A 21,789-nucleotide genomic window follows, 5' to 3' on the forward strand; every position below is an offset into this window, starting at 1 on the left:
ATCACGTTTTTTGTATGAGTGGAAAAGTTAATAAAAAGGTTGTACCGATTCCTTTTTCACTTATAATATCAATTTTTCCGTTCATAGCTTGAACAACACTGAATACGACCATCATTCCAAGTCCAGTGCCTTTTTCTTTCGTTGAATAGAAAGGCGAACCAAGCCGTTTTACTTGTTCTGACTCCATACCGATTCCTGTATCTTTTATATATAACTGAATATGCTTATGATCAGGAACTAATGTGAAATAAAGATCACCGCCTTTTGGCATAGCCTCAATGCAATTTTTTAAAATATTTAATAAACATTGATTTAGTTTTTGTTTTTCTCCAGCGATAAAAAAAGAAGTGCTTTGCTTTATATAATGAGTACGTACATTTGTTAAATTAGCAAGCGGTGTAATTAACGACAATGCATGTAGTAATTCTTCTTCTAACTGTAATGTTTGTTCTTTTTCAATGCTTGGTTTGGCAAAAGTTAAATAATCTGTAAGAACATGATTTGCTTGTTCGATGCCGTTAATGGCAATGTCGATATATAATTTTCGTTCCTGCGCAGTGCATGTATCTGATTGTAACAGTTGTAAAAACCCTTTCGTTGAAGTTAATGGATTGCGAATTTCATGAGAGATAGACGCTGCCATTTCACCAATTAAATGAAACTTTTCAGCATTTATAAGTTCGTTTTGGAGACGAACTTGAGTTTGTAATATGTGTAGTAAATATAAAATTAGGATCGTACCAAGCATTGAACATAACTCATATACAATAATATGCGGTATATAATCAGTCTTATTTGTAACCTTTGAAAGGAAGAAAGGTATCCAACTAAATCCGTATGTGAGACTGTAGATAATAGCAAGTGTTATTTTTATACGATTAGAAGTTCGATTGAAAAATTTATATGTTAATAGTAGAACAATAAATAGAAGAACAGAACCGATAAGAGATGGCAAAACACCTACCCCACCTAATAATAAGCGATATATGTTTAATACAACTAAGATAGAACCACCAGCAATAGGCCCTCCCGTTAATGTACCGACAATTAATACAATATGGCGCATATCAAATTGAAAACCATTATTTGTTTTTGCTGCAAATGTAATACAGAGTACGGTAGCGAGGCAACACAATACAATAAATATAGCTGAATTTAATTTAGGAGAGCGTTTCCCTTTTTGATTCCAAAATAAATGATATACGAGCATTGTAATAAGGATGAATAATATATTTAAAAAGAGATAAATAATAAAGGATTTCAGTGGGATGCCTCCTCTCTTCTTATATTAAATTAATCATACTATAAAATGAAAGAAATGAAATAATAAATAGCGGAAAAATCAGAAATTTTTACGCTAGTATACAATATGTTACAATAAGCTGTGTCAATGAAAGAAGAAATTCCGTGCACCGCGCGGGAGAGGTTCGCGAACTCCCTCTATAAAAAACTATGGAAACAACAATATCCTTAGGTATTGTTTTGTTTTTTTATTGTGACAGTTCAAGAACGTTCTTTCTTCTTATTTATAGTAGAGAAGGAGAATGAGTGAAATGAAAAAAGAAAAAGCAGTTGTTGTTTTTAGTGGAGGACAAGATAGTACAACATGTTTATTTTGGGCAATAGAGCAGTTTGCAGAGGTAGAAGCTGTAACGTTTAATTACAATCAACGTCATAAGCTAGAAATTGATTGTGCAGCGAAAATTGCAAAAGAGCTAGGAATAAAGCATACGGTACTAGATATGAGTCTATTAAATCAACTTGCTCCAAATGCGTTAACGAGAACGGATATGGAGATTACACATGAAGAAGGTGAATTGCCATCGACATTTGTAGATGGACGAAATTTACTCTTCTTATCATTTGCTGCTGTATTAGCAAAACAAGTTGGAGCACGTCATATTGTAACGGGTGTATGTGAAACTGATTTCAGTGGTTATCCAGATTGCCGTGACGTGTTTGTGAAATCGTTAAACGTTACTTTAAATTTATCCATGGATTACCCGTTTGTCATTCACACGCCACTTATGTGGATTGATAAAGCTGAAACATGGAAATTATCAGATGAACTTGGAGCATTTGAGTTTGTTCGAGAAAAAACATTAACATGTTATAACGGAATCATTGGTGATGGTTGCGGTGAATGTCCAGCGTGCCAACTTCGTAAAGCAGGATTAGATACGTACCTACAAGAACGCGAAGGAGCGAACAACTAATGGATAATTTCTTTGGATTTCGCATCGTAGAAAATTTGCAAAAAATGGACAAGGATATTCAGCGTAAACAGCTCAAATACCATAATAAAAGAGTAATGGTCAGCAAGGAATTTACATTTGATGCAGCACACCATTTACACTGTTATGAAGGGAAATGTAAAAACTTACATGGTCACACATATAAAGTTGTATTTGGAATTAGTGGATATGTAAATGAAATAGGACTTGCAATTGACTTTGGTGATATAAAAGAGATTTGGAAGAATGAAATCGAAATTTATTTAGATCATCGTTATTTAAACGAAACGTTACCTGCAATGAATACGACTGCTGAAAATATGGTCGTTTGGATTTATGAAAAGATGGCAGAGGCACTAACTAAAGAGAATCGAGTGAACGAATATAAAGGAGCTCGCGTAGAATTTGTTCGTCTATTTGAGACGCCGACTAGTTATGCGGAAGTAAGACGGGAGTGGATGCTCGATGAGTAAAATCCCTGTCTTAGAAATATTTGGTCCGACTATTCAAGGTGAAGGAATGGTTGTAGGGCAAAAGACAATGTTTATCCGTACGGCTGGTTGTGATTATAGCTGCGCTTGGTGTGATTCTGCTTTTACATGGGATGGATCAGCTAAAAATCAAATTAGACAGATGACAGCAGAAGATATTTGGGATGAGCTTGTTACAATTGGAGGAGAAAATTTTTCTCATGTTACGATTTCAGGCGGAAATCCGGCATTGCTGAAAAATATTGAGTTTCTTCTTTCTATATTAAAAGAAAATGGAATGCGGACGGCAATTGAAACACAAGGGAGTAAATGGCAAAATTGGTTACTTCAAATTGATGAAGTAACAATTTCTCCAAAACCACCAAGTTCGACGATGAAAACAGATTTTCAGAAGTTAGATGCTATTATTCAGAAACTAGCAGGAAAAGATATTAGTTTAAAAGTAGTAGTATTCGATGATCATGATTTTGAATATGCAGTTAAGATGCACGAACGTTATCCAGATGTACCATTTTTCTTACAAGTAGGAAACGATGATACAAAAACAGTGGATGATGCGATGCTTATTAAAAAATTATTAGATAAGTATGAGTGGCTGATTGATAAAGCTGTAAATTGTAAAGAGATGAATGATGCAAAAGTATTGCCCCAGCTTCATGCGTTAGTATGGGGAAATAAACGCGGCGTATAACGAGAAGGGATGTTTAAAATGACAGGAAGATTAGATGAAGATTTAAAAGATGTAACATTACTAGGAAATCAAAATACAAAATATTTATTTGAATATAGCCCAGAAATATTAGAGGTATTTGATAATAATCATCCAAACCGTGATTATTTTGTAAAATTCAATTGTCCTGAATTTACAAGTTTATGTCCGAAAACAGGACAACCAGATTTTGCAACAATTTATATTAGCTATATTCCAGAGCAAAAAATGGTAGAGAGTAAATCTTTAAAGTTGTATTTATTTAGTTTCCGCAATCATGGTGATTTCCACGAAGATTGCATGAACGTTATTATGAACGATTTAATTAAATTAATGGATCCACGTTACATTGAGGTATGGGGGAAATTTACACCACGTGGTGGCATTTCAATTGATCCATACTGCAACTACGGTCGCCCGGGGACGAAGTATGAACAAATGGCTGACTACCGCATGATGAACCACGATCTATATCCGGAAACAATTGATAATCGTTAATAAAAAGAAAGGGCCTGTATACTATACAGGCCCTTTCTTTTTATTATATTATGCATTTTGATTAATGACAGTATAGTTTTTATGACTTACAACTGTAAGAGGTTCCATATCTAGTTCTCTAAAATTCTTCATAATTGTTATATCAACAATAACAGAGTTTTGATTTACTTTTTGAACACGGCCTTGCATTCCACCTTTAAATTCGATGATATCTCCAGTTTCTGCGATCTGCATAAGCAACTCTCCTTGTTACAGTTTTCCCAAAAAAAGAATAAATTTGGGTTTTTTTATTTCCTCCTATTTTGAACCATATTTCCTACTTTGTAAATGTTTCCAAAGTAAAAATTCGAAAAATATTCACTTTTTGTAAGAAAATATGTAGAAAATCCATGTTATTTGAAAAAAATAGCAAAAATGCGGGAATCTTTATATCGAGGTATAATGAAAAAGTAGAATAACCTGCTGAAGTGGGAGAAATTAGAGGCGGTAAAATGATGTTTGAATTTGTGGGGAGTGTTATAGCTTTAATTTTATTTTTATTTTCTTATATGCATTTAAAAAAGATTCGTCAATATGATACGAGTACATATTTTGATGGGATGGATGGTATCCATGCTTCGATAACACATGATAGTGGTGGGGAGATGTAAAGGTATATAACTTTCTTTTCTTGCGTGGTATGATATTTAGAACTAGTGCATAATAGAGTTCGTAAGTGATGAATGGAGAGTGAAAAGAATGAAGATTTCTTTTATTCGTCATGGTTGTTTAGGTCGTATAAGAGAACCGATGACAATTAATTCATTTCACGAATGGATGAAACAGTATGATTCCGAGTCAATGATACAAAAAGCTAAAATGCCGATAGAAACAATAGAGGCAATTGAAGCAGCGAAATTTGTCTTAACAAGTGATCAAAGGCGTGCTGTACAATCAGCAGCTGAATTGACGGATTCTTTATCTTTTATGCAAAATTCTCTTTTTAGAGAAGCTGAAGTTCCTTCATGCTTTTTTGCTCCGAAGTGGTTGAAATGCACAATTAAGGTATGGATGTTCATTGGACGAACATTATGGATACTTGGCTACCATAAAGATGTTGAGTCTTATAAGGAAATAAGAGAGAGGGCAAGGCAAGCGGCTTACCTGTTACATCGTTATGCTCTCGTACATGGAAGTATTGCTCTTGTAGGTCATAAGTATTTTAATTCGATGATTGGAACGGAGCTGAGGGCAATGGGATGGTCTGGTTCTCCTGTTTTGCATAGAAAGCCATGGGGATGTACAACATATACGTTTCACGAGGCGATGGATGGAAATATATTAAATACGAATTTAACATAAAAGCACACGATTTATATAAATCGTGTGCTTTCTTTTTAAGATATAGAAATTTTGACGTTTAATGTTTTTACGAGATGAGCATAAGGTTCGCCTACTAGCATAACAATTTCATCTTTTTTATAACCTAACTTTTCGTATAGTGAATAGGCGCGTGTGTTTTCTAAATTAACAAGTAAAGCGATTTTTTCATACCCTTTTTCAGTTGCATAGATTTCGGCAGCTTCAATTAATTTAGAACCGATACCTTTTCCGCCGTGTGCACTTGAAACTGATAATGTATCAATGTAATACTCATCAAGCTCAGCTTCTTTTTCTAACGTAATTGATTCATCTTTATGTAATTCTCTTAAGTGATGTACGATTGGTGCGTCAAGCTGTGTTGCTTCACTACCGTGATAAGCGACAATAATTCCAACTGCACTCTCGTCTTGTTCATAGACAAAACAGTTTTCGTAGCTCAGACGGTTATTTTCTTTTGAGAACCATGTCTCAAGTCCTAGTAATACTTCTGCTTTAACTGTGCTACCTGTGATTTTTTCAGCAATTTCATGCAGAGCATTATACAATAAAGGAGCTATTGCCATTGCATCTGTCTTTTTTGCTTTCCGAATCATAGTATCCCTCCTAGTTCTATTTGTATATTGTAGCATAGTGGTATTGAACTTTGCATAATTGAATGCCGAAATGTTTGATATAGAGAAGTAGCTATGTTAGTATATGATATTTAGTGGACATATAGTAAAACGATATTGTTTGCGAAATAACGAAAATAAAATCATGGCATAACAACGAGATAAAATGAAACGTTAATCAGTAAGACTTTTTGTTCATTCCACGACTGATTAGTAGCCAACACCAATCGGACCGCCTGCAAATAGCGGGATAATTTTACAGTTGTTGACCTATAGAATATACGATAAAATAAAATATTGCAGAGAGGTGAAATACATGGATAAAGAATTAGCAAATACAATTTTAGATCAGCTGAAAAATGGTGAAATAACGGAGTATGTTGTTACGAAAGATGTATTTTATACGTTCAGAGAAGTTGTTGTAAATAGAGAAGACTTTAAGCATTTCATTGGTAACGCACAGCGAGGCGGGCAAGTGATTTATACATATTCAGAAACGCCACGTTCATAAAGGGGAATTTTGATCAGCAGGGCATCCCTCACTGATTAGTAGCCAACACCAATCGAACGTTTAATGCGGGATAAATAAAAGATAAAGGAGAGGGGAATTATGGGCGATTTTAAACAAGGCATTTTACCACATTGGGATTATATGTGGAAAGATAGAGCCGGCAATAGATTTATGGGAATGGTTATGTATCCAGAGAAACGAAAATGTTCAGCAAAAATGCTTCAGAAAATAAAAAGAGCATATGAAGAAGCGATAGAAATTAAAGTAACTGTACAAGTTCAACATACATATCAGTACGTAGAAGGAATGATTGTATACTTTGATGAAGAGGCTCCTGTATGTACAATGCTTGATAAAGATGAAAATCCACATCACATATTTGTAAAAGATATTTTGCGTATTGAGCACTCTGAATAAACTTTTCATAAATAAATTGAAGTTCCATAATAATAATCTTTTTCTATAATAGTTATCTTTTAGTATGTAACGAAAAACGAAAGTATATGTATAATATATTTAATAAGGTAAATTTGATAAATGTAATCGTTTTTTAGAGCAGATTATAGTTTCATATCTGTTCTTTTTTGCGTGATGCTGGAGAAATATATTTCTTCAGTATCTAACGTTTTATGACAAAATATATTGTTAACTTTTTAAAAAATAAGGTTAAATTCGTTGACAACTTTTTTGAAAAGCACTTTATTGACATGAGTTTTAGAATGTTGTTTCATAGTCATTGTATTGAAAAAAAACGGCTATCATGTCGAAAAGTAAAAGTTAAAAAAAGAAAGAATTTATACATATATCTTGTGTCTTATTTTGAAACGTAATACAATATATAGAGAAATCAAGAACAACATATAGAGAATATAGATTTGAGAGGGAGGGTCGGAAATGTTAGTTGCATATGATTCTATGACAGGAAACGTGAAGCGTTTCATTCACAAATTAAATATGCCGGCCGTTCAAATTGATGAAGATCTAGTAATAGATGAAGACTTTATTCTTATTACGTATACAACAGGTTTTGGCAATGTACCAGAACGTGTTTTAGACTTTTTAGAGCGCAATAATGAAAAATTAAAAGGCGTATCTGCAAGCGGAAATCGTAACTGGGGAGACATGTTCGGTGCAAGTGCTGACAAGATTTCTACTAAATATGAAGTGCCTATTGTATCAAAATTTGAGTTATCTGGAACAAATAACGATGTAGAATATTTTAAGGAAAGGGTGCGGGAGATTGCGACACATTGAACTGAATAATGAAATCACGCAAATGCAGGACGGTTTTTATCAGCTTCATAAAGATAAAGAGGCATTAGAAGTCTTTATGGAAGAAGCTAGAGAGAATACCGTTCCTTTTAATAGCGTGGCAGAGCGAATGGAGTATATGAAAGAACATGATTACTATTACAACGTTCTGGACGAGTATAGCTTGGAGGAAGTAGAGGAAGTATATAACATCGCTTATGGTGAAAACTTCGAGTTCCAATCTTATATGGCAGCATCTAAGTTCTACAAAGATTATGCGTTAAAAACGAATGATCAAAAACAATACTTAGAAAGCTATGAAGATCGTGTAGCAATTGTTTCATTATACTTAGGACGCGGTGATGTTTCGAAGGCAAGACAATTCGCAAGCATGATTGTAAAACAAAACTACCAACCAGCGACACCAACCTTTTTAAATGCGGGAAGAAGCAGAAGAGGAGAAATGGTGTCTTGTTTCTTGTTAGAGATGGACGATAGCTTAAATTCAATCGGCTTTAACATTAATACTGCGATGCAATTATCGAAAATCGGCGGGGGAGTAGCTTTAAACTTATCTAAACTACGCGCACGTGGTGAGCAAATTAAAGGTATTGATAACGCTGCAAGTGGTGTAGTGCCTGTTATGAAATTGCTTGAAGATTCGTTTTCATATGCGAATCAGCTTGGCCAACGAAAAGGTGCCGGCGCAGTATATTTAAACATTTTCCATTGGGATATTATTGAATTCCTTGATACAAAAAAAATAAATGCCGATGAGAAGAGCCGTATTCAGTCTCTATCAATCGGAATTATCGTTCCAAGTAAGTTCTTTGAGCTTGCTGAGAAAAACGAACCTTTCCATGTTTTCGCGCCTTATACGGTTTATAAAGAATATGGCAAGCATTTAGATGATATTGACATTGATGAAATGTACGATGAATTAATGAGCAATCCGAAAGTGAAGAAGAAGCCACTAGATATTAGTGCACGTGATATGCTTATTAAAATCGCTATGATTCAGCTTGAGTCTGGTTACCCATACTTAATGTTTAAATCAAATGCAAATAATCAACATCCATTGAAGGATATTGGAACTGTGAAGATGTCGAACTTATGTACAGAAATCTTCCAGCTTCAAGAAACTTCAGAAATAAATGATTACGGTACAGATGACATTATCCGTCGTGATATTAACTGTAACTTAGGATCGTTAAATATTGTAAACGTAATGGAAAATAAAGAAATTCGTGAAGCGGTTCATGCAGGAATGGAAGCTTTAACAGCTGTTTCTGATATGACGATCATTCCGAATGCACCAACTGTGAAAAAAGCAAATGATGAGCTTCATTCAGTTGGACTTGGAGCAATGAACTTACACGGATATTTAGCAAAAAATAAAATCGCTTATGAAAGTGCAGAAGCGAAAGAGTTTGCTCGTACATTCTTTATGATGTTAAATTACTACTCTATTGAGAAAAGTATGGAAATCGCTACAGAAAAAGGCGAGACATTTAAAGACTTCGATAAATCTGATTATGCGAATGGCACATACTTTGAAAAGTATGAAACGACAGATTACAGCCCAGTAACTGAAAAAGTTCAGCAACTATTTGAAGGAATTCATATTCCAACAAAAGAAGATTGGACAAGTTTAAAAGAGCAAGTGCAGAAGAATGGTTTATATAACTCATATCGTCTTGCCATTGCTCCAACACAATCAATCAGTTACGTTCAAAATGCAACTTCAAGCGTAATGCCGATCGTAAGTCAAATCGAATCAAGAACATATGCGAATGCGACAACATATTATCCAATGCCGTATTTATCAAAAGATACGTTCTGGTACTATAAATCTTCTTACGATATGAATCAGTTTAAATTAATTGATTTAATCGCAGAAATTCAAGAACATATTGACCAAGGAATTAGTACAATTCTTTACGTTAATAGTGATATTTCAACACGTGAATTAGCACGTTACTACATCTATGCACATAAAAAAGGCTTAAAGAGTCTGTATTATACGAGAACACGTAAATTAAGTGTGGAAGAGTGTGTGGCTTGTACCGTTTAATATAAAAAGTGAGACATGATGAGCAGGGTTTTCTGAACCCTGCTCATGCTTAGTTATCATATTTAGAGAAGGGGCGATTTAATGCGTGCGGTAAACTGGAACAAAAAAGAAGATGATTTTAGTTTAATGTTTTGGAAGCAAAATATCGCTCAGTTTTGGACAGAAGAAGAAATCGCGGTATCTTCTGACAAAAATACTTGGGCACAATTATCAAAAGAAGAGCAGATTGCTTATAAGCGTGTATTAGGTGGTTTAACACTTTTAGATACGAAACAAGGCGGCGAAGGTATGCCTCTTGTACTTGTTCATCTTGAAAATTTACAAGCGAAAAGTGTATTAGCTTTCATGGGAGCTATGGAAGAAGTACATGCGAAAAGTTATAGTCACATTTTCACAACATTAGCTACAGAAGAAGAAATTGATGATATTTTTGACTGGGTAGACAATCATCCATTACTTGAGAAAAAGGCCGGTATTATTACTGGTTATTATCGTCGTTTGTTAAAGCCTGAAGTGACGAAAAAAGAGCTATATATGGCAATGGTAGCAAGTGTGTTCTTAGAAAGTTACTTATTCTATAGTGGATTCTTCTATCCGCTTTACTTAGCTGGTCAAGGAAAACTAACAGCAAGTGGTGAGATTATCAACTTGATAATTCGTGATGAGTCAATTCACGGCGTATTCGTCGGTATTTTAGCACAACAAATCTTCGCAGAACTTTCTGCAGAAGAGCAACAAGAAGTGCAGAAGGAAACACAAGAGTTATTAATGGAACTATATGAAATTGAAATGGCCTATACAGAAGAAATTTACACTTCTATCGGTCTTGTAGAAGATGTAAATCGTTTCGTTCGTTACAATGCGAATAAAGGGCTTATGAACTTAGGACTTGAGCCGAAGTTTGAAGAAGAAGAAATTAACCCAATCGTTTTAAATGGTTTACGTACAGATACGAAAAACCATGATTTCTTCTCTGTAAAAGGAAATGGTTACGTAAAAGCAACGAACGTTGAAAAGTTAGCTGACGATGACTTCGTGTTTAACTTTTAATATAGGATTATAAAGAAAAGCTGTCTTATTGATTGATAAGACAGCTTTTCTTTATAATTTTGTTTACATAACACTATTATTTTTGTATAGTGATTAATATTTTGGAAGTTCTATTCAGTTAACGGATAGAACTTTTTTGTAATTAAATGGGTATTTACAAACTTTTTGTATCGGTGTATTATTTAACTAGTACACCGATACAAAAGGAGGGAAGAAATGAAAATAGAGTTTTCTCCAAATACACCAATTTACATTCAGGTAATGGAATACATAAAAAAAGAGATCGTAACAGGACATTTATTGCCTGGCGATAAAATTCCCTCTGTCCGTGAATTAGCCAGTGAATTACAAGTGAATCCAAATACGATTCAGCGTACATTTCAAGAGCTAGAACGGGATGGAGTTGTTGTAACACGTAGAGGAATGGGCCGGTATGTAACGAATGAAGGGGAGAAAATTATGGAGCTGCGAAAAGAGATGGCGAAAGAATTACTTCATTCTTTTATAGATGGAATGGACAATTTAGGTTTTTCAGAAGAAGAAATTCTTACAATTCTTCGTTCTTCATTACATGATAAGAGGGAGGAGAGCCAATGACAGAGCTATTAAAAATAGAAAACTTATGGAAGAGATACGGATTAAAAGCAGTGATCCGTGAATTAAACATAGAGATTACGGAAGGGAAAATCGTTGGGCTTGTTGGAGATAACGGGAGCGGGAAAACGACGTTATTGAAAATAATTGCAGGTTTGCAACACCCTTCTGAAGGTAGTATTACAATAGACGGTAAAAAGGTAGGATTACAGACGAAAGAAATCGTTTCATTTATGTCCGATAAGCCAGTCTTTGATGATTGGATGACTATAAAAGACGCTTTATTTTTCTACCGAGATTTTTATAAAGACTTCGATATTCAAAAAGCGGTAGATACGATTGCAGAATTTAAAATACCGTTAGAAGAAAAAATTACAGCATTGTCAAAAGGTATGGTTGAGAAGCTGCAGATTATTTTAACGTTTTCTCGAAAAGCGAAACTATACGTACTGGATGAGCCATTGGGCGGGATAGATCCTCTTTCTAGAGAACATGTATTGAATCTAATTCTACAGTTCTATAGAGAAGATTGTACGATATTAATTTCCACTCACTTAATAAATGAAATTGAAAATATTTTTGATGAAGTGATCTTTTTAAAAGATGGAGAAATGGTTCTATATGAAAATGTAGAAGAAATTCGTTTTCAGAGAGGAAAAGCGGTTCATGAATTGTTTAAGGAGGTGTTTAGTAAGTGAAGTCAGTACTTTCCTATTTATGGAATGTAAATAAGAAAAGATATATTGTTACTTTTTTACTCTTTGTGCTAATTGAAGCTGTGTTATTTTCACAAATGATTGTAAGAAAAAGTGATGCGGCTATCAGTAGACAAGAGGGCATATTTGGAATCATTATGATTATATTTTTCTTTTATGTTGTTTATATGTTTATACAAACAATGAAATCATATTCACGCTTACTAACTAATCCAATGTTACGACTTACAGCAATATCTGGGAAACAATATGTAATTTCTATGCTTATTTTCTCATTTATCGCAATGGCTATATGGTATGGGATATGTGGAATTCTTTTCTACGTAAGTTATGTATTAGCTTTTCCTACGACTTCTGTATATATAGAGGCAAAAGAGATTATGCAAATGGGCATAATGAACAATTTAATATATACAATAAGCGATTTATTTGAATTTTTGTTTAGTGTGTTACAAATTATATTAGTGATTACTTTAGTTAAGTTACTTGTTAAAAAGAAAAAAGCGCAAAATATACTAATCGTTATTATTTTTCTAGTAATAAATATCGCAATTACTTTAGCGACAACTTTGCTAGGAAAATTAGCTCCAGCTTTCCAAGTATTGCGAAGAGTAGAATATCATAGTGAAAGCAAGAGTCTGTTTATTAATATGTTTCAAGAAAATGGATTTAATATTTTTAATATAAGTTTCATGGTAATGGTTAGTGCTCTAATAATATATGTAATTGCTTATATTATCGATAAAAAACTAGAAGTCTAAAGGAGGAATCAGCATTGGGAAACGTAGTAGTAAAATTAGAGAATGTTCGAAAAAAGATTGGTGGAACGGAAATTATTCGTGGTTTATCATTTGAGGTTCGTGAAGGAGAAGTATACGGATTCCTTGGACCGAACGGTAGCGGTAAGACGACGACGATCCGTATGATGACAGGTCTTATTTCAATGACAGAAGGCGATATTACAATTTGTGGACATAGTATTCGCTCGGAGCGTGAAAAGGCACTAGAGCAAATTGGAGCGATTGTAGAAAATCCTGAACTATATGATTATATGACAGGAATGCAAAACTTAAAGCATTTTGCGAACATGGCCATTACACCGATTAGTAAAGAGCGTATTGCTGAGATTGTAAAGCTTGTTGAATTAGAGCATGCAATTCATAAAAAGGTGAAAACATATTCACTTGGTATGAAACAACGTTTAGGAATTGCACAGGCATTACTTCATCAGCCAAAAATCTTAATTTTAGATGAGCCGACAAATGGATTAGATCCAGCTGGTATTCGCCAAATTCGTGATTATTTACAACGTTTAGCGAAAGAAGAGAATATTGCTGTAATCGTATCAAGTCACTTATTGAGTGAAATTGAATTAATGTGTGATCGCGTTGTTATTATTAAACAAGGTGAGTTTGTACAAGAGTACAACTTACATGAAAAAGTGAAACATGATGAGGCAGTCGTTGTAGCGTTTGAAGTAGATGAAGTTCAGAAAGCGAATGAAATTATTAAAGGTAAAGCAAAAGGGAATGTGATTGTAGCATCTGTAACAAAAGAAAACATTCCGCAACTTGTCAAAAAACTTGTTCATGCTGAGGTGCTTGTATACGGAGTTACTGTTCAAAATAAAACGTTAGAGGATGAGTTCTTAGCGATTACTGGGGGAGTGAAAGCGTAATGTTTAAATTAATTCAAAATGAATTTTTAAAATTACATGCGAAAAAAGGTATGTATATTTTAATTAGTGTCATTGCTTTATTGGAGATTTTAGGAGCTGTAGTACTGGCGAAATGGGGTGAAGCTGGTAGTTTAAGTGGATCTTACTTAGATTTTGTAAGTTCAGATATCGGCTTAATTATGATATTCACAACGATTTTTGGAATTACAACAGCTTCTCGTACAATTACAGATGAATTCCAAAAAGGAACGATTAAACAATTATTAATTCGTCCAAGAAAACGAATGACAGTTTTATTTTCTAAATATATTACAGTGTTATTAACGATGTTATTTATTGTATTTGCTAGTATGTTAATTGCCATGATTATTGGATTAATTGTAATGGACGGTAGTAAAACTGAATTAACGTTAGGAATTGTTTTGAAAACAATATTATATCAGTTGCTATCGCCATTTTTCTTTGCAACACTTGCATTTTTCTTAGCAAACGTATTTAGAAAGTCTGTATTACCATTAATTATTACGATGTTCCTATTATTCTTACAAGGAGCAATTAATATGGCACTAATGATGTTTGCAAAAGGTGTAGCGAAGTTTGTAGTATTCTTCCATTTGGATTTAAGAGCTTACGACAGTAATAAATTAATTAGTGGTGGAGTAGAACCTACATTTACAGAATTTACGTTTACAACTTCATTATTACTTGTAGTTGCATACTTTGTTGTATTACTTGTAGCTTCAAGTGCATTATTCCAAAAACGTGACGTATTATAATAAAAGAAATCCCCGCTTGTAAAAACGGGGATTTTTATTACATAAATTTCTCTTAGATTGCAACTTGAAGAACAGAGATATGGTATTTTAAGAGATATGCTGTTTGAAATGATTTGAGAAAAATAGGAAGAATTTCAACTAGATTCATATTGTAATTTAGTTATCCAATTATTTATAAGGAAAGGACGCCTATAAAATATTGATTCAAGTTTTACTTTATTTTTTACTATCTTTGGGGGTGTTTCATGTGCACTATGCATTTTCACGTATAAGACTACGTAGTTTTTTTGGATGGATGATTATAGGGGTGTTCCTTACAATGATTCCATTAGGTCTAGCAAATGTTTCTGAGAATACGATGGAGGTTATTTCACAAATAACTGTATTTTTTGTATTTCCGTTACTTTGGCTATACGTAAAAACAAATAAAAATAATGTTGTATTTAACAGTTTTTTTGATAAGCCAGGACGTTTACCTTGGGGATTAATTGTATTAGCAACGATAATGGGAATGATTTTTTCGGTTGGCATATCTCAGATTCAATTTTACATATTAGCACATACGTTACCGAATTTCTTAGTTACTATGTTAGAAGACGGAAATGTTATTAATACGAGTAACATATATATGACGATATTTACTTTCATTTCAGCATGTGTGTTAGCGCCTATTATGGAAGAGGTTATTTTTAGGGGATTTTTCTTACAGCGAATGGCTTATAAATGGGGAATTAAAAAAGCTGTAATTATATCTTCAATTATTTTTGGCCTAGGACATTTTGATGTTATTGGTGCGTTCATGTTTGGTGTCGTTATGTGTCTTTTATACATAAACACAAAAAATATATGGACGAATATAGCTGTGCACGCTCTAAATAATTTGATTGCAACAAGTATGCAATTTTTCGGTGGAGAAGAAAGTGGTACAATCTCAATTACTGAATTACAAGCGCAAAGTAATTTATGGATTGGTATCGGTCTTACGATTGTCGGATTACTTTGGTTAATTCCTTACATTTGGAAACAATGGCGTACAGTAAAAGAAGTTGGCGTGCCACCAGTACGGTTTATAAATGAGCTAAAAGTAGTGAGTGCATCACAAGAAAATGAAGTGTATAGTCAAGTGATCATAACCGATAGATTGATGGCTATAGAGTTACCAGATGAGGTTGTAAATAAGCTTCGGTTAGAAGAAAATGATTATGTAACAGTATCTGTGGAAGAAGATAAAATCATTATAAAGAAAGCACATAATAGATAATTAAAAAGTAGCTCCTTAGGAGCTGCTTTTTAATTTGTAATAATTTCCACACGAAAATTATTACCGTTCTTTACATATTTAATATCTGTAACAGTGCGGACCGTCTTTAAAATCTCCACTTTTTCACCAATTCGCGGGATGGTTGGAACATTGTCCCAAATACCAAGTAAGTCATCTAATTGTGCCGTTTTTTCATAAAACCAGATTTTCAATGTAAGGCCCCTTTCTCGAACTTTATGTATTTTAATACATGATATATTATTTTTATTCTTAATGTAAGGGGTTTTTTTATATTTTATGAATAAAAATAAATTAATTTTCTGGGAAGATATGTTCAATATCAGGAGTAAGAGATACTTCTGATAATACGATATGAGAAACTGTCGTTGCATATGAAGAAACATCATTGATAAATTCTTCAAGTTCAACGAGTGAAGGAACAGAAATTTTTACAATGTAGCATAAGCTTCCTGTTACTCGGTAACAAAAACTTGCAGATGGATAAGACTGAATAAACTGTTGCATACGTGTTGTATCACCATTTTTTAAAGTGATTTCTAAAATACAATCTAAAACTAGCCCTGCTTTTTTATAGTCGATATCGATTGTATATTTTTGAATAACGCCTTCACTTTCAAGTTTACGAACACGTTCTGCAGTAGACGGAGCAGATAAGTTTACTCGTTTCGCCAATTCACGCATAGAAAGGCGACTATCATTATATAATTCATTTAAAATTTTTCGATCAACACGGTCTAGTTGCATTTGTAAATATACCTCCAGTAAAATAATGATTTTTGTAAAGGGAAAATATAAATTAAGATTCATATGAAATGTAAAGTGAACGTTATTTATTTTACAATAAAACAGAAGGAAATAGGAGGGGAAATGATGGAGAGAATTTCATTATCAAATGTAGGAGATACAAAGTTTCAAAAGTTATTAGGGCATAATTCGGATATATTACATTCGTGGAGTACGTTAGAGGATACACTGTACAATAAAGGAACTCTTTCAGCAGAGTTGAAGGAGCAAGTGAGAAGAACATTAGCGTATGGGAATGAATGTCCATACTGTATGGCAAAGGGAAGACCTGAAGGTGTGCAAAAGGCAGAGGAGATAGGTGTAGCCGTTACTTTTGCGCATACATTTGTTCATGACCGAAAAGCGATAGATGATACTATGTTTCACGTATTAAAACAATATTGGACAGAAAAAGAAATTGTAGAGCTTTGCGCCTATGTTTGCTTTATTACTGCGTCACAACAACTTGGTTTTCTATTTCAATTACAGCCAAATTAAGGGGGAAATGATGACAAATCAAATAGCACTTATCATAATCGATGTACAAAAGGCATTTCAATTACCAGATTGGGGCGAGAGAAATAATATTTTTGCTGAAGAAAATATGAGAATTTTGTTAGAAGAATGGAGAAAAAGGAAACAATCAGTTTTTCATATTCAACATGTAAATAAAGAAAATGCTCAGTCAATGTTTTATGAGAGAGCGGAAACGGTAAACTTTAAAGAAGAAGTGCAACCACTACCTGGTGAAGTGGTTATTCAGAAGTTCGTTAATAGCGCGTTCATTGGGACAAATTTAGAAGAGCAATTAAGAGAGAAGAAATGTAATGCAGTAGTAGTTGTGGGATTAACGACAAATCATTGCGTGGAAACTACGACACGAATGGCAGGGAATTTAGGATTTACAACGTATTTAGTGAGTGATGCAACGGCTACTTTTAACCGTAAAGGTTTAGATGGTAAAGAGTATAGTGCAGAAGATATTCACAATATGACGTTTGTAAATTTACATGAAGAGTTTGCTACGATTGTGACGACAAAAGAAGCATTAAAATTATTTTAAAAAAATAATTGCGAATTATATAGAAAAAAATAAGAATATTTCGTATAATCTAAGTACAATCATTTTGAAATAGGGGTGGCATCATATGGAGCAAATTCCGGTAAAGAGAATAGAAGAAGTACTTGTTGTAGCAGGGGATGATAAACAGAAGCAAAAGGAATTTTATGAACTGCTCTTATCTACTGAGTTTTATGTTGCTGGTTCACTAGAAGCAGAGGACGGGGCAGCAGAAGGAATACTTCGTTTGCGTCATTTCCAAGGAGAGGGTAGATGGATCGTTCCGTTCTTTACACAAATGAAATTTGTAAAAGATGTGTTGCCAGAAGGAACGCCCCTTATTACGATACGTGGGAAAGAGTTATTTGGTAGCATTGAGAAAGATGCTACAGCTGTATTAAATGTTGGCACTGATATAAGTAAAACATTTGTTCCAGAAGAAATTGCAGATATCGCATCTGGACGAATTTTTAATTATTATAAGTAAAAGGAAAAGCGTAATCGCTTTTCCTTTTTAATTTGAACATGGAGTGGCTATACCGGAAGAAATAGAGACTGTTTTATTATTTGTGTTTATGGTTGCTGTAGCTCCAAGTGGAATACCGATGTTTGGACTTATATGTCCAATTGGTAAACCGAATAGGACAGGTATATGATATGGCGTGAAATATTCATATAATATTGTTTGCAATGATTGAGATGGCTTTGAAGGGGTGCAGTCGTGACAACTTGTGAAAATAACGCCCATGCATTCATTAAACTTTCCAGATAAAAGTAGCTGATTTAACATACGGTCAATGCGGTACGGTTCTTCACCAATGTCTTCAAGTAATAAAAGTGTATTGTCCGTATTTATCTCGTAGGGCGAGCCAATTATACTCGTTAACACAGCTAAATTTCCTCCAACTAACGTACCTGTAACTTTACTGTGAGAGCTAGGCACGATACATTCTGATGCAGATAAAATGGTTGAATACGGATGGAATAGCTGATTGAAAGAGGAGAAAGATAGGGAATCAATACCTTTTCCTAGTTCTTCAATCATCGGACCATGAAATGTTATAAGCTTTGCATAACGTGAAACAGCAGTATGCAAAGCTGTAATATCGCTATATCCCCAAAAGATTTTTGGATTCTGCCTAATAACTTCATATTGAATGTGAGGAAGAAGACGAGCACTTCCATAACCACCTCGTGCACAAAAAATTGCCTTTACTTCATTATTTGTAAATGCTTCATGTATATCGTCAAGCCGAACCTGATCACTTCCGGCTAAAAATCCATATTTCTCGTAAACACTCTTCCCGATTATTACAGATAACCCCATCTTTTGTAATATATTCACACCTTTTAATACATTTTCGATTGTAGGTGGACCAGATGGTGCAATAATCATTACTGTATCACCTTGTTTTAATGCATTTGGATAAATCATTAAGCTCAGCCTCCTTCTCTTTCAATATATTCGCTTCATATGAAGTTCAACCCTTGCAAAAGCAGGGGAAAGCTTATCAAATAAAGAAGATATAAGGGAAATAGGAGGGAAAATGATGTTTACAAGTCGAGTAACAGACATATTAAAAATTGAGTATCCCGTCGTTCAAGCCGGTATGGCAGGCGCGATTACGTCGCCAGAACTTGTTGCAGCAGTAAGTAATAGCGGAGGGTTAGGGATGCTTGGAGCGGGCTATATGAGCCCAGAACAAATTCGTGAAGCAATTTATAGAATAAGAGAACTAACAGATAAGCCTTTCGGTGTTAATTTACTTGTAACGAAAGAGATACAAATAGAAGAAGAGAAGGTAAATGAGGCGAAAGTATTACTAAGTGGAGTGAATAGAGAATTAGGTATAGAAGTAGAAGGGACGTTAAAGCTTCCAAAAAGCTATAAGGAACAATTACAAGTGCTATTAGATGAAAAAGTACCGGTCGTTAGTTTTGCATTTCAAACGTTAGAAAAAGAAGAAATAAATGATTTGAAAAGAAGTGGAATAAAAGTTATCGGAACAGCTACCCATGTGAAGGAAGCGAAAGTACTTGCCGAGCTAGGAGTAGATATTATTGTCGGGCAAGGTAGCGAAGCCGGAGGGCATAGAGGAACGTTTATTGGGAAAGAACGAGATGCTATGATCGGTACCTTTGCGTTAATACCTCAGTTAGTAGGAGCAGTTCCGGATATCCCGATTGTTGCAGCAGGTGGTGTAATGAACGGGCAAGGGCTTGTTGCGGCATTGGCACTAGGAGCAGAAGGTGTTCAAATGGGATCCGCCTTTTTAATAAGTGAAGAGAGTATTACGCACGATGTGTATAAAGAAGCGATTTTACATAGTACAGATACGAGCACAACTGTAACTCGTGCGTTTTCCGGGAAATATGCACGGGGTATCCGTAATGAATTTATAGAGAGACATGAAGGAAAAGAAGAAGGGCTTCCGATGTATCCAGTGCAAAACGTATTAACTTCTAAAATACGCCAAGAGGCAGCGAAGCAAAATAAGGAAGAATATATGTCACTTTGGGCAGGACAGGCAGCATCGTTGGCACGAATCGAATCAGCTCAGCATGTAGTGGAGCGAGTTATGAAAGAAGCGGAGAATGCAATCGAACAATTACAAAATATATACAAAAAGACCACTTGAGTAATTCAAGCGGTCTTTTCATTAATTTGCTTTATAAAATTGTTGGATGGCTTCGTCGATGTAAACCCAGCCCTTCCAACCTAAGTGCATATGATCTTTTAAGAAGTATTTATCGTATTCATGATTTGAGAAGTCGGCAATTGGATAACCAGCTTTTTCAATTTGCTCATGAACTTTCTTATAGTATGCTTCGCGGCGTTCTTTCGGGAAGCCAGCGTAGTCGTACCAAGGACCTTTTACAGGAACAGAAATGAAGAGTGGTTTTGCACCAGATTGTTTTAATAAATCAAGTACAATTTGTAAATCTTCATATTCTGGCGATTGGTCGTAAGCATCATTTTTTAAGTAACCTTCACGTTGCTTTAATTTTTTCTTAATTTTGCTATTGAAGTAACCATCTTCGATACCATATTCATTAGATCCAGATTCTGTTGCACCTGTTTGATCCGCATGTTTACGAGCTTCTTCCCAGTTCATTTGTTTTAATGAAGGATCGAGCTTCTCTTTGTGGGGTTTAATATTAAACATGGCTGTAAATAAATCTTTACGATCTAAAATGTTACGGTAAATATAAGCGAAAGGTTTAGCTGCAAGTGCTTTTACTTTATACTTCGTATCATCATAAGCGATACCTTCAAGCGAAATTTTTAATAAAGTTTCTTTTTTTACAATCTCAAAGTTTAATAAACGCTTTGCAATTTGTTTTTTCATTTCAGGTTGTAAATCATTGTTGAAAATGAAGTGGTAACCTTGTTGTTTTGAAAAGTTAGGTGCAAAGTGCGTTTCATCAATACCTTGTGGTACAAACCATTGCGGAGAAAGAACGAATACCATTTTCTTATCTTTCAATTGATCCATTGTAGATGCGAAGTTTAACACATGTACAAGGTCTTGTGTTCCGCCGCGTCCAAGAAGGAATGGCGTAAATCCTTCAGGCTTTACTTTAAAATAATTAGATGGATGGAAAGCATCCATACGTGCGAATTCCGATGAACCGTACATCGGAAGATATTTTGGATTTGCTAACATCTTTTGCTGTAAAATCATACTTTGAATTTTTTCTTCTTTTAAAGAAGTAGCAGCTTGTTCTACTTTTTCATCACTTAAAAGTGGAAGTAGGAAGCGCGTTGGAATAAGTAAGAATACAGCAAAAAGGGCCAATGCTAAAAGCATCGGACCAAATTTTGCTTTGTTCATCGGATTTCTTCCAACTTCTTAATAACCATGTTTGGTGTAGCCCACTCGTCACGGTCAAAATCAGAAATAGAAACTTCAATATCTAAACGCTCTTGGAATTCAACTAATAAAGATACTACAGCGAAAGAATCAAGGATACCTTCTTCAAATAATTGAACATCTAAGTTTTCTTTCACAATATCGTTTTCACATACTTCTTCTAAAATATCTAATACTTGCTCTTTGAATTCTGCCATTTTTAAAATCTCCTTTATATCCGAAATTATTATATGT

Annotated in this window: 29 protein-coding genes and 1 riboswitch; of the genes, 21 read left to right on the plus strand and 8 right to left on the minus strand. The window is 34.3% G+C overall.

The features are described 5' to 3' along the window. Nucleotide 1: 1 nt before the first annotated feature. Nucleotides 2-1,210 (minus strand): sporulation sensor histidine kinase KinB, encoded by a 1,209-nt coding sequence (gene kinB, locus MHI26_RS06950; RefSeq protein WP_061668005.1) that lies wholly within the window; start codon nt 1,208-1,210, stop codon nt 2-4. 206 nt (nt 1,211-1,416) lie between these two features. Then, a riboswitch (PreQ1 riboswitch) is annotated at nt 1,417-1,460 on the plus strand. 93 nt (nt 1,461-1,553) lie between these two features. On the opposite strand from kinB, the gene queC reads away from it, so the two are divergent. Genes queC through queF form a run of 4 tightly spaced genes read left to right on the plus strand, consistent with a single transcriptional unit; the run spans nt 1,554 to nt 3,932 of the window. Then, nucleotides 1,554-2,216, plus strand: coding sequence for a 7-cyano-7-deazaguanine synthase QueC (queC, locus tag MHI26_RS06955; protein WP_000711598.1), 663 nt, complete (start codon nt 1,554-1,556; stop codon nt 2,214-2,216). Next, nucleotides 2,216-2,707, plus strand: a complete 492-nt coding sequence (queD, locus tag MHI26_RS06960; RefSeq protein WP_000368414.1) for a 6-carboxytetrahydropterin synthase QueD — start codon at nt 2,216-2,218, stop codon at nt 2,705-2,707. The genes queC and queD overlap by 1 nt, the downstream gene beginning before the upstream one ends. Beyond that, nucleotides 2,700-3,416: a 7-carboxy-7-deazaguanine synthase QueE gene (gene queE, locus MHI26_RS06965; RefSeq protein ID WP_000036304.1), complete on the plus strand. Its 717-nt coding sequence runs from the start codon at nt 2,700-2,702 to the stop codon at nt 3,414-3,416. Before queD ends, queE begins: the two co-directional genes overlap by 8 nt. Before the next feature lie 18 nt (nt 3,417-3,434). Further along, nucleotides 3,435-3,932, plus strand: a complete 498-nt coding sequence (gene queF / locus MHI26_RS06970; protein WP_001986050.1) for a preQ(1) synthase — start codon at nt 3,435-3,437, stop codon at nt 3,930-3,932. A 48-nt stretch (nt 3,933-3,980) separates the two neighbouring features. Here queF and MHI26_RS06975 read toward each other — a convergent pair whose 3' ends face one another. Next, complete coding sequence (locus MHI26_RS06975) at nt 3,981-4,166, minus strand: YkvS family protein (RefSeq protein ID WP_001165082.1); 186 nt, start codon at nt 4,164-4,166, stop codon at nt 3,981-3,983. A 233-nt stretch (nt 4,167-4,399) separates the two neighbouring features. On the opposite strand from MHI26_RS06975, the gene MHI26_RS06980 reads away from it, so the two are divergent. Together MHI26_RS06980 and MHI26_RS06985 are read left to right on the plus strand one after the other, a co-directional pair. Beyond that, nucleotides 4,400-4,582, plus strand: coding sequence for a hypothetical protein (locus tag MHI26_RS06980; protein ID WP_002004691.1), 183 nt, complete (start codon nt 4,400-4,402; stop codon nt 4,580-4,582). A gap of 88 nt (nt 4,583-4,670) precedes the next feature. Beyond that, entirely contained in the window at nt 4,671-5,273 is a 603-nt protein-coding gene (locus MHI26_RS06985) for a hypothetical protein (RefSeq protein WP_000703090.1), read from the plus strand. Nucleotides 5,274-5,308: 35 nt separating this feature from the next. On the opposite strand, the gene MHI26_RS06990 is transcribed toward MHI26_RS06985, so the two are convergent. After that, on the minus strand, nt 5,309-5,887 hold the full coding sequence (locus tag MHI26_RS06990; RefSeq protein WP_000619551.1) for a GNAT family N-acetyltransferase: 579 nt from the start codon (nt 5,885-5,887) through the stop codon (nt 5,309-5,311). A gap of 334 nt (nt 5,888-6,221) precedes the next feature. On the opposite strand from MHI26_RS06990, the gene MHI26_RS06995 reads away from it, so the two are divergent. From MHI26_RS06995 to MHI26_RS07045, 11 genes are all read left to right on the plus strand, one after another. Continuing rightward, the gene (locus MHI26_RS06995; protein WP_000356686.1) at nt 6,222-6,416 is read left to right on the plus strand and encodes a hypothetical protein; all 195 of its coding nucleotides are present in this window, start codon (nt 6,222-6,224) and stop codon (nt 6,414-6,416) included. A 99-nt stretch (nt 6,417-6,515) separates the two neighbouring features. Next, complete coding sequence (locus tag MHI26_RS07000) at nt 6,516-6,833, plus strand: hypothetical protein (protein ID WP_000502199.1); 318 nt, start codon at nt 6,516-6,518, stop codon at nt 6,831-6,833. Between the two features lie 477 nt (nt 6,834-7,310). Further along, on the plus strand, nt 7,311-7,670 hold the full coding sequence (nrdI, locus tag MHI26_RS07005) for a class Ib ribonucleoside-diphosphate reductase assembly flavoprotein NrdI (protein ID WP_000959447.1): 360 nt from the start codon (nt 7,311-7,313) through the stop codon (nt 7,668-7,670). Continuing rightward, nucleotides 7,657-9,741, plus strand: coding sequence for a class 1b ribonucleoside-diphosphate reductase subunit alpha (nrdE, locus tag MHI26_RS07010; RefSeq protein ID WP_001215839.1), 2,085 nt, complete (start codon nt 7,657-7,659; stop codon nt 9,739-9,741). The genes nrdI and nrdE overlap by 14 nt, the downstream gene beginning before the upstream one ends. A gap of 81 nt (nt 9,742-9,822) precedes the next feature. Next, entirely contained in the window at nt 9,823-10,791 is a 969-nt protein-coding gene (gene nrdF, locus MHI26_RS07015) for a class 1b ribonucleoside-diphosphate reductase subunit beta (RefSeq protein WP_001203008.1), read from the plus strand. A 216-nt stretch (nt 10,792-11,007) separates the two neighbouring features. After that, nucleotides 11,008-11,388 (plus strand): GntR family transcriptional regulator, encoded by a 381-nt coding sequence (locus MHI26_RS07020; RefSeq protein WP_000687512.1) that lies wholly within the window; start codon nt 11,008-11,010, stop codon nt 11,386-11,388. After that, nucleotides 11,385-12,083, plus strand: a complete 699-nt coding sequence (locus MHI26_RS07025) for an ABC transporter ATP-binding protein (protein ID WP_061668004.1) — start codon at nt 11,385-11,387, stop codon at nt 12,081-12,083. Before MHI26_RS07020 ends, MHI26_RS07025 begins: the two co-directional genes overlap by 4 nt. Beyond that, a complete protein-coding gene (locus MHI26_RS07030) occupies nt 12,080-12,862 on the plus strand; it encodes a hypothetical protein (RefSeq protein WP_061668003.1) in 783 nt (260 codons plus the stop codon). Before MHI26_RS07025 ends, MHI26_RS07030 begins: the two co-directional genes overlap by 4 nt. 14 nt (nt 12,863-12,876) lie before the next feature. Then, nucleotides 12,877-13,779: an ABC transporter ATP-binding protein gene (locus MHI26_RS07035; RefSeq protein ID WP_000528789.1), complete on the plus strand. Its 903-nt coding sequence runs from the start codon at nt 12,877-12,879 to the stop codon at nt 13,777-13,779. Further along, complete coding sequence (locus MHI26_RS07040; RefSeq protein WP_061668002.1) at nt 13,779-14,555, plus strand: ABC transporter permease; 777 nt, start codon at nt 13,779-13,781, stop codon at nt 14,553-14,555. The genes MHI26_RS07035 and MHI26_RS07040 overlap by 1 nt, the downstream gene beginning before the upstream one ends. 247 nt (nt 14,556-14,802) lie before the next feature. Next, on the plus strand, nt 14,803-15,816 hold the full coding sequence (locus tag MHI26_RS07045) for a CPBP family intramembrane glutamic endopeptidase (RefSeq protein ID WP_000558814.1): 1,014 nt from the start codon (nt 14,803-14,805) through the stop codon (nt 15,814-15,816). A 29-nt stretch (nt 15,817-15,845) separates the two neighbouring features. Here MHI26_RS07045 and MHI26_RS07050 read toward each other — a convergent pair whose 3' ends face one another. Both MHI26_RS07050 and MHI26_RS07055 read right to left on the minus strand, forming a co-directional pair. After that, nucleotides 15,846-16,028 (minus strand): DUF3913 family protein, encoded by a 183-nt coding sequence (locus MHI26_RS07050; RefSeq protein ID WP_000707107.1) that lies wholly within the window; start codon nt 16,026-16,028, stop codon nt 15,846-15,848. Nucleotides 16,029-16,128: 100 nt separating this feature from the next. Continuing rightward, nucleotides 16,129-16,581: an Lrp/AsnC family transcriptional regulator gene (locus MHI26_RS07055; RefSeq protein ID WP_001175499.1), complete on the minus strand. Its 453-nt coding sequence runs from the start codon at nt 16,579-16,581 to the stop codon at nt 16,129-16,131. A gap of 123 nt (nt 16,582-16,704) precedes the next feature. On the opposite strand from MHI26_RS07055, the gene MHI26_RS07060 reads away from it, so the two are divergent. The 3 genes from MHI26_RS07060 to MHI26_RS07070 all read left to right on the plus strand — a co-directional run bounded on the left by MHI26_RS07060 (nt 16,705) and on the right by MHI26_RS07070 (nt 18,167). Further along, the gene (locus MHI26_RS07060; RefSeq protein ID WP_103945161.1) at nt 16,705-17,118 is read left to right on the plus strand and encodes a carboxymuconolactone decarboxylase family protein; all 414 of its coding nucleotides are present in this window, start codon (nt 16,705-16,707) and stop codon (nt 17,116-17,118) included. A 10-nt stretch (nt 17,119-17,128) separates the two neighbouring features. Beyond that, a complete protein-coding gene (locus MHI26_RS07065; protein ID WP_061668001.1) occupies nt 17,129-17,683 on the plus strand; it encodes a cysteine hydrolase family protein in 555 nt (184 codons plus the stop codon). 85 nt (nt 17,684-17,768) lie between these two features. Then, nucleotides 17,769-18,167: an SseB family protein gene (locus MHI26_RS07070; protein ID WP_000435200.1), complete on the plus strand. Its 399-nt coding sequence runs from the start codon at nt 17,769-17,771 to the stop codon at nt 18,165-18,167. 27 nt (nt 18,168-18,194) lie between these two features. Here the strand turns inward: MHI26_RS07070 and MHI26_RS07075 are convergent, their stop codons facing one another. Continuing rightward, entirely contained in the window at nt 18,195-19,115 is a 921-nt protein-coding gene (locus tag MHI26_RS07075; RefSeq protein WP_061668000.1) for a S66 peptidase family protein, read from the minus strand. 115 nt (nt 19,116-19,230) lie between these two features. On the opposite strand from MHI26_RS07075, the gene MHI26_RS07080 reads away from it, so the two are divergent. Next, a complete protein-coding gene (locus MHI26_RS07080) occupies nt 19,231-20,319 on the plus strand; it encodes an NAD(P)H-dependent flavin oxidoreductase (RefSeq protein ID WP_061667999.1) in 1,089 nt (362 codons plus the stop codon). A gap of 21 nt (nt 20,320-20,340) precedes the next feature. Here MHI26_RS07080 and dltD read toward each other — a convergent pair whose 3' ends face one another. After that, nucleotides 20,341-21,516 carry a D-alanyl-lipoteichoic acid biosynthesis protein DltD gene (dltD, locus tag MHI26_RS07085; RefSeq protein ID WP_001030288.1) on the minus strand — a complete coding sequence of 392 codons (1,176 nt, stop codon included), beginning with the start codon at nt 21,514-21,516 and terminating at the stop codon, nt 20,341-20,343. Continuing rightward, nucleotides 21,513-21,752, minus strand: coding sequence for a D-alanine--poly(phosphoribitol) ligase subunit DltC (gene dltC, locus MHI26_RS07090; protein WP_000807310.1), 240 nt, complete (start codon nt 21,750-21,752; stop codon nt 21,513-21,515). The genes dltD and dltC overlap by 4 nt, the downstream gene beginning before the upstream one ends. Nucleotides 21,753-21,789 lie beyond the last annotated feature (37 nt).

The sequence above is a fragment of the Bacillus sp. FSL K6-1218 genome (assembly GCF_038006445.1).
Taxonomy (GTDB): Bacteria; Bacillota; Bacilli; order Bacillales; family Bacillaceae_G; genus Bacillus_A; species Bacillus_A thuringiensis_S.